Raw genomic sequence first — 10,279 nt, 5'->3', positions numbered from 1 at the left:
GGGAGCCGCAAGGATCATCAACAAGATTTGTACCCACTGTCTACTTTACGGAGCACAAAACAGGCATCGAATCATTGACGATCATATGGTAAAACGTGTGATTGAAGGGGAACTTTCGTGAAATGACAATGATTTAAATTTAAGTATTAAACTCATAGGGGAAGCCACAATAAAGCGCAAACTGGCTTCCCCCTTAATTGACAACAATTCCGTCAATTTCTGGACAAATAACACCGTCAATTTCCTGCCATTTTGGGGCGCCAGTAACACTTTATAAAGCATCTTCGGAATCCGCAGTCATCATTTCTGATGAAATTTTTGTTGTAGGATACTGTAGGATACTGCAGCCTAAGTATTGCCCAATTTCTGTCAATTTCCCTGTCCAGTATCGGTTTCCCGTTGATTGATTAGGGAATTTACAAAACTTTTTTGAAAAAATGGGTAACAACAATACGTATTCACCATACAATTGTGCCAACCGATTAAGATGATGAAATAATGGCCAACTAGCCACCTAACCTCATTTATCATGATGCATTAACTTGTACTCCTCGATAATCTTTCTAGACTTATTCAAATCTTTAATCATTCTGTATGGCTTGCTCATTATCCGAAAAGGCAATTTGGAAAGAAATGCACTAAGATCTTGCTTATATTCTTCAGTTATTCTTAAGGGTTTCTTCGAAATCCTTTCAAAAACCTCCCTTAAATAACTTCGGGTGGTGCCCGGAACACAAAACCCAACCGGCAGTGTATCTAATATCTACCGGTTGGGCCTGTTGTTTGCAAGTATAAATTTGGATATTCCATCTCATTTTAATGCTCAAACTTTAGCGTAATTGCCTAAAACAGCCTGGTCGGCGCCAAATTGTCCAGCCCACTTTGTTTTAAAATCTTCAATATCATTTGCTGTTGCCGGGTATGAAACCATTTTAGCAATTAAGTCAGGCGGTAAAGTCACTGTTTGTGCGCCTGCAAGGCATACATCCAGTACCTGTTGAATATTTTTAAAGCTAGCCGCCAATATTTCCGTTTTTAAATTGTAAATGGAAAATAACTTTGCGATATCTTCAACAACCTTTACGCCATTCCCGCTTAAATTATCAATTCTGTTTACATATGGCGCTACGTATTTTGCCCCTGCTTCAGCTGCTATCAACGCTTGAAGTGGTGTATAGATTGCAGTGCCCAGTACAGGTATCTGTTCTTTCGTGAGCACTTTCACCGCTTTAATTGCCTCTTCGGTTACTGGGATTTTCACAATCGTAACGCCTGGCAGCTGCTCCTGTATGAAACGCGCCTCTTGAACAATTTCTTCACTGGATTCACCAAGCGCCTGGACAAATAACTCTCTTTCTTCACCAATAATTTCCCTGATTTCTTTCAGTAATTCCAAGTAGGGCCGCTTTTCCCGGACAATAATTGACGGGTTGGTTGTAACACCGGCAATTGGAAAATACTCAACCAAATGCGCAATTTGTTTCACATCTGCAGAATCAATGTATAATCTCAATGATCAGCCCCCCTTTTTCAATTATTTATCAAATCTCACTGCATTTAAGCGCTAATAATCTTTAGTTTTGTCCCGAGATCAATTTTAGGAACTTCTTTATCTTCCAAATATAAAGTACCGGGCAATTCAGGTGTTGTTGAACCGTCAAAACGCAGGGTAATATGCCCTAAAGTGCTTAAATTACGCTGAACCAGATCTCCAACTGATGTGATTTCAAATTCTTCACCATTGATGTAAAAAACTTGCCCCGGTTTAATATCATCTTTCGGTTCGACTAAATCAATGGAGTAACAAAAATCTTTCAGTTCTTGGGGCGCTTCATTCCCGAACAAAATGATCATTTTTTCATCTAAAAAGTTTTCTGCAAGTGAACCTTTACCTTTGACTTTATTTTCGTAGATTGTTTTCATAAGTTTTGGGCAACGGCCCGCAGCCGCACCTTCCAACCTCCCCACTTATTCATTTTTTAACTAAAGTTTGTACCATTTACTGGTGTCACCCGCTGTACAGACCGAAACTTGCGAGCCAGGCGACAAATACCCTTGGAACCCCTATCAGAAATCTTGAGTATAAAACCGAAGGCACACCGACTTCCACTGTCTCAGCGTCTGCTTCTGCCAAACCTAAACCAACTGGAATAAAGTCGCAGGCATTTTGCGTGTTAATGGCAAACAATGCAGGCAAAGCCAATTGTGGCGGGACATTGCCCTTTCCAATTTCTACTCCGATAAGCGTACCAACAATTTGCCCGATAACCCCTCCAGGTCCGAGTAAAGGAGATAGGAACGGCAATGAGCAAATAAATCCGATCAGAAGCAAACCCCAAATATTGCCTGCCAACGGGGACATGATTTTTGCAAATAAGTTTCCGGCGCCGGAACCCTGAATAATTCCGATTAACAAGGAAACAAATGCCATAAACGGAATAATCGTATTGATCATTGTTTGGACGGCATCACGCCCGGCCTGATAGAAAGTATTGATGACTTTCCCGGCACCCAGACCAATTTTTGTCATAGTACTTTGTTCTTTTTGAGATGCCAAGGTTTGCGAAACCTTTTTATCGCTGCTATACTTAAATTGTCTTTCACTTTCAGGTTCGGCCTCGGATTCTTTTTCTGCTGCAGCTGCCGCATCTGCGCTTGAATCCCCCTCAACAGGCTGGATCTGATCGAGACCGACTGCTGATACATAAATATCTTCTGTAATATATTTTGCTAACGGGCCGCTTCTCCCGGTTGGCATAATATTAACGGTCGGAATCCGTTTTTGCGGATAGATGCCGCATCGCAACGTACCGCCGCAATCAATAATGACCATTGCCATTTCTTCTTCAGGAACGGATGTTTTAAAACCGTTTACCGCCTCGAGGCCTGTTAATTCAACAATTTTATCAACAATATCCGGTTTTGCCCCGCCGCCGGTAATATACACAACTTTATTTCTTTTTTCGGTAGGTGTGATGGTTAATGGACCGCCAAAACCGCCGCTCCCTCTTACTATTTTTATGGAACGATATTCAGCCATGAGTATATCCTCCTTCTCCTCAGTCCAGTTCTACTTTAGACTTCAGTTTGATATTTTGTTGCCGCTCTACGATCTTTGTTGTAAAGTCCGTTACCCAGCCTGCAAAGAAGTTCATAACCAGCCCGACAAGGAAATACCGGACTGCCAGATCTGCTGTATTTAAACCAAGTTTCTGGATCCCCTGTGCAATCCCCATCCAAATGAATAATTCCCCAGGATTAATATGCGGGAACAAACCGTTGCTTGTATGGTTAAAGTAAGCTGCGGAAGCATAGTAACTTGGTTTATATTTTTCCGGTAAAAAGCGTCCCATTGACAGTGACATCGGATTTCCAAGCATAAATGTTGCTAAAAAAGGAAGAAGTAAATATCTTAATAACGGATTTTTGCTTGATGCTCCTGCTAAACGATTAATACGGTTTTCTCCGATTAACTGGATTAATGTATTCATGCAAACAAGCAACAGCAGCACTACTGGAACAATGTCTGTCATCCATGAGAGAAAAGTTTTAGCTCCTGTTTGAAACAAGGACATGAATCCTTGTGCTAAGTGAATCATGATATCCATAATGTTTCACCTCTCCATATTATTTCTTTGAAGTAACCAAATGGTTTGCCTGATTGATCACGCGTTTGAAAAAACTCGGTTGTTCAGGGATTTGGCCGCCTTTCATGATGATATTGTAATTATTAACAGCATCCAAAATGGCCAGCCGCAACAATTTATTGCATTTTGCCATATCTGCCTCATTTAAAGTTTTGATGTTTTTCCCTTCAAAACCCTTTAAATCCTTCACTCTTGCCATTACGGTGACACCTTGAATTTTCTTTGCCTTTAAAATTCTGCCACTTTGAGCCAGGGCAAAGAGAACAATGGTCCCGGATCTGATTTTACCGGGTCTTCTGCCAATGGCCACTTTTCCAAGCTTTCGCAGTTCTGTATACGCTTTCGTAAAGTGTCTGATTTGAAAAAAGCCAAAAAGAAACTGAATTAAGAAGGCACTCGCCATAAAAATCATAATGAAGATGATTTGCATTTCATCACTCCCTTTTATTTAAAATTTCTTTTATCTGGTTGGCTGATCCAGAGATGCTGCAAAGTCTTGATAACTGTTTGAACGGGATAATTGATGAATCAAATTTTCATCTTTTGCAATTTGAAGGATTTCGTCATAAATTTTCACCAACATACTCGCATCTCCATTGGTCTGTTCAGGAAGCCCAAGTAAAAAAACGAGTTTAATTTCTTTGCCCTCTTCCTGTATTTCATTTGGAAAAACGCCAACCGCTAATACAACTTGATCGGATTGATGGTTAATCGTATGGGGCATCGCAATATACCGGTCAAAAACCATTGATCCTTTCCTAGCTCTCTCTATTATCCTTTCTTTGAAGCCCTCATCCAGGTATCCCCTATTGATCATTGCATCTATCATATCATCCACATTTTTCTGATAGCTCTTCTTATCGTCCAAAACAAAGAATTTATCGCTGTTTGCCAGTACTTTTATAATAAAATGGCTGTTTCCCTTACTTTTTATCTTGAACTTATGCAAAAAGGTGACTTCTTCAATTTTCTGTAAAATGCTATTTTCATCAAAAATTTCACTGATCCTGATTAATGGTGAGTCGGTCTGAAAATCAATATCAACAGTTGAAAAAACAATATCATAGGGTGCTAATGTCTCTTTTGTTATGTCATTTTCAGAGAATACATCAATTTTTGTATTTTGTCGGAGGATCCGCTGTAATTGTATCGCAACCAGTTCGGACGTTCCTCTCCCGGTCCCACAGACGACTGCTACCCGCTGTAATCTTTTCGTCTTTATTTCATTTTTGGAATTCAATACCCCGAAATAGAATGCAATATAGCCAAGTTCATCTTTAGGAACTTTAAGATGATATTCCTTTTCAATTACATCCCCGGCGATCTCTGCCATTTTATAGGCAACCGGATATTTCTCTTTAACATCTGATAATAGCGGGTTTTTCAGTCGCAAATTAAACATCAGACGATTTAACATCAACGTTAAATGGTACTGTAAATCGGTAAAAAAAGCTTGGTTTTCCCTGATAATATTTTCGTTAAACCCGATTTGTTCCACAATCCTGTGGACCAATTGAATCATGTCTTCGGATATAGAAATATCAACCATCATTTTATTATTCGTCGGCGTTCTTCTTCCTGCAATCGGAATCGTCATAAACAAAACTTCAAATTCAGGAATTTTAATGGAAAAATATTTTTCAATGACAGTGGAGATCTCCAAGGCAACTTGGTATTCTCTTGTTTCCAATAATTTCATATACTTATCTTTCATTACGGATAGAAACTTATTTTTAGAGATACGATCCAGCATAACCACTATAAATTGCATCAACTTCTTTTTCGTGCTGGATTCCAAGTCATAATGATTGGCAATCTTTATAATTGCGTCCTCAATCTCTTTATCCAAATGGTTAGCGCTGTATAAAAAGTCATACAGATTATCCAGAATAAAGAAGCGCAGATCCAGCTCGGTACCACTTAAATACATACCCTTATTCGGTTTGCCTTGAATAGCCAAATTATAGGAGTTCAAGGACATTTTCGCTTTTTTCAGTTCCGTTACAAGGGTCGTTCTGGCGCTGTAGATATTCTGGTTAATAATGCCGGTATAAACCTTCCCAGGCTGCTGGTAGATGCAAAAGGGGAAAGGCTGTTGCCGGAGATATCTGTTCCAATTTTTAGACCGTTTTTTTCAATTACTTCCAGCAGTTTCATTTTCAAAGTATCAGCGTTTTCTCCATCCTCAAAATTCACTGAATAAACTTGGCTGGTTTCGCCATAAATCATCCGGATCGATTGCTTGAATGCTGTAGCTAAGGTCCCATGGGCTGTGATTATGATAGAGAACATTGGAACAAGTCTACTGTTTTCTTAACCATTTGGTCAACGCTTTCTTTTTTTGTCACATCACATTTAATGAGATAAGAACCATCTGCTTGCTGACCGTCTTCTACATTTAAATCTGAAACTACTACTTTAGCTCCATTATTTACTAATGCTTTTGCGATATTTAAACCAATGCCGGAAGCACCGGCCACCTTCTCCGTGAAAAAGTACATAGGCAAAAAGGCTTGCTCTGTCTGAAGCAAGATAGCTTACAATACGCTGGATGAAATAGCATTTGACATGAATATCGGGATTGATGACCGTCTAATACATGGGCAGGTTACTACAGTATGGGCAAAAGAAGCAAAAGCAGAACGTATCATCATTTGCAGCGATGATGTAGCAAAAGATGAAATCAGAAGAACCTTGCTGAAACAGGCTGCGCCTCCAGGAATCAAGGTGAATGTTTGTGATATTGAAAAAGCCGTTCGGGTATACAATAATCCAATCTACCAAAATGAAACAGTATTTTATCTCTTTACCAAACCTGCAGACGTTTTAAGAATGGTGGAAAAAGGCGTACCCATCAAATCAATTAATATTGGCGGCATGGCTTTCAGTAAGGGAAAAGTCCAGATTACAAAAGCGGTTTCTGTTGACGCAGAAGATGTTGCAGCCTTCAAAAGATTATACGAATTGGGCGTAAAACTTGATTTAAGAGTGGTGAATTCTGATCCCCAAACAGATTTTATGGCAAAAATTAAAGATATTTCATTTTCCAAATAAAAGGAGAAAACAAAAATGGACATTAACGCGTTCCAAATCATATTAATATTTATTTTCTCTTGTATTGCCGGAATGGGGAGTGTTCTTGATGAGTTTCAAACACATAGGCCGCTTATAGCTTGTACAGTTATCGGGTTAATTTTGGGAGATGTAAAAACTGGGATTATCCTTGGCGGAACGCTGGAATTAATTGCCCTCGGCTGGATGAATATCGGTGCTGCACAATCTCCTGACTCGGCATTGGCTAGTATTATTTCAACAATTTTAGTTGTTGTAGGAAAACAAGATATTCAATCCGGGATTGCTATTGCACTGCCGGTTGCTGCTGCCGGACAGGTTTTAACTGTTTTTGCCCGTACGATTACCGTTGCATTTCAGCATGCAGCCGACAGAGCAGCGGAAAAAGATATCCTGCACCTTTCTGCCCTGCTTGTCCAGGCTATGCGTGTAGCCGTACCTGCCTTATTGGTTTCGATATTTGTAAGTGCCAGCGCCGTTCAAGGCTTTTTAGGTGCCATCCCTAGTGTGATCACCGATGGATTTAGGATTGCTGGTGGATTCATCGTAGTAGTCGGGTATGCGATGGTTCTCAATATGATGGGGGTAAAATATCTGATGCCTTTCTTCTTCTTAGGGTTTATTGTCGCAGGTTATCTTGGAATCAGTTTAGTAGGTTACGGTGCAATTGGTTTAATTCTGGCTATGCTATTTATTTATTTGAATCCTCGTTATTTAAAACAACAGCAAACCGGTGCTGCGACCGCTGCTGCCGCAAAATCTAACAGCGATGATGATATGTTGGATGATTAGGGGGATAAAAGACCATGGAGAAAAGAACATTAACCAAAAAAGACTTGTTCAATATTTTTGTCAGAGAAAATTTTCAGCAGGCATCGTTTAACTTTGAACGGATTCACGGACTTGGTTTTTGTTTTGATATGATTCCTGTCATTAAACGCCTTTACCCGAATAAAGAAGATCAAATTGCTGCATTAAAACGCCACCTCGTATTTTTTAACACGACCCCAGCCGTTTGCGGTCCTGTTGTCGGAGTTACTGCCGCCATGGAAGAATCAAAAGCAAACGGTGCTGATATCGAAGAGGGTGCGATTAACAGTATGAAAGTCGGTTTAATGGGTCCACTTGCAGGAGTCGGAGATCCGCTGATTTGGGGAACTTTACGCCCGATTACCGCTGCAATTGGAGCATCAATCGCTTTAACCGGCAGTATTTGGGGGCCGATATTGTTCTTTGTTGTCTTTAATATCGTCCGCCTTGGTTTGAAATGGTACGGATTAAAATACGGGTACACCGCCGGATTAAATGTTGTAAAAGACATGGCTGGCAATGCACTGCAAAAATTAACAGAAGGAGCAAGTATACTTGGATTGTTTGTAATGGGTGTACTCGTTTCAAAATGGACAACGATCAATGTACCTCTGGTTATATCAAAAACAACAAACCAGCTTGGGAAAACAACAACGATGACTGTTCAAGACATTTTAGATCAATTATGCCCTGGCCTGCTTGCTTTAGGATTAACTCTGCTCATGATGAAACTCTTGAAAAAGAAAGTCAGCCCGATACTATTAATCTTCGCTTTATTTGGTATAGGAATTTTGGGTGACTGGCTCGGATTCTTAAAATAAATCCTGCTGGTTAATTGAATGAAAGGGGAATCCGAATATGCTTACAAAAGCAGTGAGATTATACGGAAAAGATGATTTACGGCTTGAAGAATTTGAGTTGCCGGAGATTACAGATGATGAAATTTTGGCATCTGTTGTAACCGACAGCCTGTGCATGTCTACATGGAAAGAAACAAAACAGGGACCCGGCCATAAAAAGGTGCCTGATAATATTGACGAAAATCCTATTATTATCGGGCACGAATTCTGCGGCAAGATTTTAAAAGTAGGAAAAAACTGGGCCCATCAATTTAAAGAAGGCAATAAATTTGCGATACAGGCGAATTTGCAATTAAAGGATCGCCCGGATTGCCCAGGATACTCATTCCCTTTTGTTGGCGGTGATGCTACCTATATCGTGATTCCAAAAGAGGTCATGGAACAGGATTGTTTACTTGAGTACAATGGAGACACCTTTTTCGAAGGATCACTATTAGAACCATTATCCTGTGTTATTGCCGGGTTTAATGCCAATTATCATTTAATTGAAGGAACTTATGACCATCAAATGGGAATTAAAGACCATGGAAATATGATGATCATGGGCGGAACAGGCCCGATGGGATATTTGGCGGTTGATTATGCTTTACATGGCCCGAAGAAACCAAAAACCTTGGTCGTCACAGGCGTCAATGACAAACAAATCACAGCCATCTCCAAACTTTATACAAAAGAAGAAGCAAAAAAGGCGGGAGTTGATTTGCATTTCGTAAACGTAAGCCGTCTTTCCGATCAAAAGCAAAGCCTTCTTCAAATCGTAAACAACGAATTTTATGATGATGTATTTGTTTTTGTTCCAAATAAAGATGTTGCCAAAATGGGTTCAGCTCTATTGGCTAAGGATGGCTGTTTAAATTTCTTTGCAGGGCCCTCCGACAACGAGTTTTCCGTAGAAATTAATTTTTATGACATTCATTATTCTTTTACACATTATGTTGGAACTTCAGGGGGAAATACAGAACATATGCGGGAAGGAATCAGATTGGTCGAAGAAAAGAAAGTGCATGCGGCAAAAATCGTGTCACATATTCTTGGTTTGGATCAAGTAATCGATACAACTTTAAATCTTCCTGATATAAAAGGTGGAAAGAAATTAACTTACACGCATAAGAAAATGGAACTCAAATCATTACGGGATATACAGCAACAGGACCAACCAGTTGCTTTCTATAATGATCTCAAAGCCATATTGAAAAAAACGAATGGAGTTTGGTCCAAAGAAGCAGAACAATACATTTTGGAACATGCCGAAGAAATTTAGAACTACAAACCAATTCATCCAGTTTTAACTGTATATTTCAAATCCAAAATTGAATAGTCGTTTGATCATAGGTCTGTTCTATTTTAAGACAATCGCAATAAGTATAGCCCCAAAACACCGGCCATCGAGGTATTAGTTTGCAAAGCAAGATGATGAATCCATTGGATAACCGCCCAACACCATAGCTTACGACCGCATTGGGTGGTTATCCCGTTTAACAAAGTTGTCTATCCGAAAAAATAAAGCATTACTCTACTCTCAATTTTTAATTTGTAAAATCGGGAAGCACCGGAACGTTCCATATGTTCCATTAGTTATATTACTTTAAAAATATGTTACTCATTCTCCATACTAACAAGTCACTCCCTCTTTTGGACGATTTTACGGTTCACAAACAATTCCATTGCTGTCCCAGCCAGTGCTTTGCTGCTTACATGTATACATCTTTTCCCAGCATTAGAATTAACTGCAAAATATGTTGACGGTAATGAAGGAATAAGCTATGATAAAGCTGTTGTTTTCTCTTATAAAAAATGGAAAGGAGCGTAGAAAAGAATAAGGATCTAAAGCGCCAGGACTAAATCCGGAACGGAAAAAGGATTTAGTTGACGAGGAGGAGGAGTATCGAA

At 39.6% G+C, this 10,279-nt stretch carries 12 protein-coding genes; 4 read left to right on the top strand and 8 right to left on the bottom strand.

Annotated elements, in window-relative coordinates:
• Positions 1 to 823 precede the first annotated feature (823 nt).
• The 8 genes from C232_RS0117310 to C232_RS0117275 all read right to left on the bottom strand — a co-directional run bounded on the left by C232_RS0117310 (position 824) and on the right by C232_RS0117275 (position 6,148).
• Positions 824 to 1,513 carry a transaldolase family protein gene (locus tag C232_RS0117310; protein ID WP_018665383.1) on the bottom strand — a complete coding sequence of 230 codons (690 nt, stop codon included), beginning with the start codon at positions 1,511 to 1,513 and terminating at the stop codon, positions 824 to 826.
• Positions 1,514 to 1,557: 44 nt separating this feature from the next.
• A complete protein-coding gene (locus C232_RS0117305; protein ID WP_026314663.1) occupies positions 1,558 to 1,923 on the bottom strand; it encodes a PTS glucitol/sorbitol transporter subunit IIA in 366 nt (121 codons plus the stop codon).
• 85 nt (positions 1,924 to 2,008) lie between these two features.
• Positions 2,009 to 3,040 carry a PTS glucitol/sorbitol transporter subunit IIB gene (srlE, locus tag C232_RS0117300; RefSeq protein ID WP_018665381.1) on the bottom strand — a complete coding sequence of 344 codons (1,032 nt, stop codon included), beginning with the start codon at positions 3,038 to 3,040 and terminating at the stop codon, positions 2,009 to 2,011.
• Positions 3,041 to 3,059: 19 nt separating this feature from the next.
• The gene (gene srlA / locus C232_RS0117295) at positions 3,060 to 3,608 is read right to left on the bottom strand and encodes a PTS glucitol/sorbitol transporter subunit IIC (protein WP_018665380.1); all 549 of its coding nucleotides are present in this window, start codon (positions 3,606 to 3,608) and stop codon (positions 3,060 to 3,062) included.
• Positions 3,609 to 3,627: 19 nt separating this feature from the next.
• Positions 3,628 to 4,077, bottom strand: coding sequence for a transcriptional regulator GutM (locus tag C232_RS0117290; RefSeq protein WP_018665379.1), 450 nt, complete (start codon positions 4,075 to 4,077; stop codon positions 3,628 to 3,630).
• A 30-nt stretch (positions 4,078 to 4,107) separates the two neighbouring features.
• Positions 4,108 to 5,628 carry a BglG family transcription antiterminator gene (locus C232_RS18935; protein WP_018665378.1) on the bottom strand — a complete coding sequence of 507 codons (1,521 nt, stop codon included), beginning with the start codon at positions 5,626 to 5,628 and terminating at the stop codon, positions 4,108 to 4,110.
• 20 nt (positions 5,629 to 5,648) lie between these two features.
• A complete protein-coding gene (locus C232_RS18930) occupies positions 5,649 to 5,876 on the bottom strand; it encodes a PTS sugar transporter subunit IIA (RefSeq protein ID WP_018665377.1) in 228 nt (75 codons plus the stop codon).
• A 47-nt stretch (positions 5,877 to 5,923) separates the two neighbouring features.
• Positions 5,924 to 6,148 carry an SDR family oxidoreductase gene (locus C232_RS0117275; protein ID WP_018665376.1) on the bottom strand — a complete coding sequence of 75 codons (225 nt, stop codon included), beginning with the start codon at positions 6,146 to 6,148 and terminating at the stop codon, positions 5,924 to 5,926.
• A gap of 67 nt (positions 6,149 to 6,215) precedes the next feature.
• Between C232_RS0117275 and C232_RS0117270 the strand changes: the two genes are divergently transcribed.
• Genes C232_RS0117270 through C232_RS0117255 form a run of 4 tightly spaced genes read left to right on the top strand, consistent with a single transcriptional unit; the run spans position 6,216 to position 9,650 of the window.
• Positions 6,216 to 6,701: a mannose/fructose/sorbose PTS transporter subunit IIB gene (locus C232_RS0117270; RefSeq protein ID WP_018665375.1), complete on the top strand. Its 486-nt coding sequence runs from the start codon at positions 6,216 to 6,218 to the stop codon at positions 6,699 to 6,701.
• A 21-nt stretch (positions 6,702 to 6,722) separates the two neighbouring features.
• Complete coding sequence (locus tag C232_RS0117265) at positions 6,723 to 7,511, top strand: PTS mannose/fructose/sorbose transporter subunit IIC (protein WP_302466512.1); 789 nt, start codon at positions 6,723 to 6,725, stop codon at positions 7,509 to 7,511.
• A gap of 14 nt (positions 7,512 to 7,525) precedes the next feature.
• The gene (locus tag C232_RS0117260; RefSeq protein WP_018665373.1) at positions 7,526 to 8,350 is read left to right on the top strand and encodes a mannose/fructose/sorbose PTS transporter subunit IID; all 825 of its coding nucleotides are present in this window, start codon (positions 7,526 to 7,528) and stop codon (positions 8,348 to 8,350) included.
• A gap of 37 nt (positions 8,351 to 8,387) precedes the next feature.
• Positions 8,388 to 9,650 (top strand): zinc-binding dehydrogenase, encoded by a 1,263-nt coding sequence (locus tag C232_RS0117255; RefSeq protein WP_018665372.1) that lies wholly within the window; start codon positions 8,388 to 8,390, stop codon positions 9,648 to 9,650.
• Positions 9,651 to 10,279 lie beyond the last annotated feature (629 nt).

This window comes from Heyndrickxia acidiproducens DSM 23148 (genome assembly GCF_000374345.1).
Taxonomy (GTDB): Bacteria; Bacillota; Bacilli; order Bacillales; family Bacillaceae_C; genus Weizmannia; species Weizmannia acidiproducens.
Note: the sequence above shows the minus strand (reverse complement) of the source record. Positions and strands in the feature narration are given on the sequence as shown.

Bases quoted from the DNA above. Each gene is read 5' to 3' on its own strand.
- C232_RS0117305 (WP_026314663.1), bottom strand. From the start codon at position 1,923: ATGAAAACAATCTACGAAAATAAAGTCAAAGGTAAAGGTTCACTTGCA.
- srlE (WP_018665381.1), bottom strand. From the start codon at position 3,040: ATGGCTGAATATCGTTCCATAAAAATAGTAAGAGGGAGCGGCGGTTTT.
- srlA (WP_018665380.1), bottom strand. From the start codon at position 3,608: ATGGATATCATGATTCACTTAGCACAAGGATTCATGTCCTTGTTTCAA.
- C232_RS0117290 (WP_018665379.1), bottom strand. From the start codon at position 4,077: ATGCAAATCATCTTCATTATGATTTTTATGGCGAGTGCCTTCTTAATT.
- C232_RS18935 (WP_018665378.1), bottom strand. From the start codon at position 5,628: ATGTCCTTGAACTCCTATAATTTGGCTATTCAAGGCAAACCGAATAAG.
- C232_RS18930 (WP_018665377.1), bottom strand. From the start codon at position 5,876: ATGATTTATGGCGAAACCAGCCAAGTTTATTCAGTGAATTTTGAGGAT.
- C232_RS0117275 (WP_018665376.1), bottom strand. From the start codon at position 6,148: ATGTACTTTTTCACGGAGAAGGTGGCCGGTGCTTCCGGCATTGGTTTA.
- C232_RS0117270 (WP_018665375.1), top strand. From the start codon at position 6,216: ATGAATATCGGGATTGATGACCGTCTAATACATGGGCAGGTTACTACA.
- C232_RS0117260 (WP_018665373.1), top strand. From the start codon at position 7,526: ATGGAGAAAAGAACATTAACCAAAAAAGACTTGTTCAATATTTTTGTC.
- C232_RS0117255 (WP_018665372.1), top strand. From the start codon at position 8,388: ATGCTTACAAAAGCAGTGAGATTATACGGAAAAGATGATTTACGGCTT.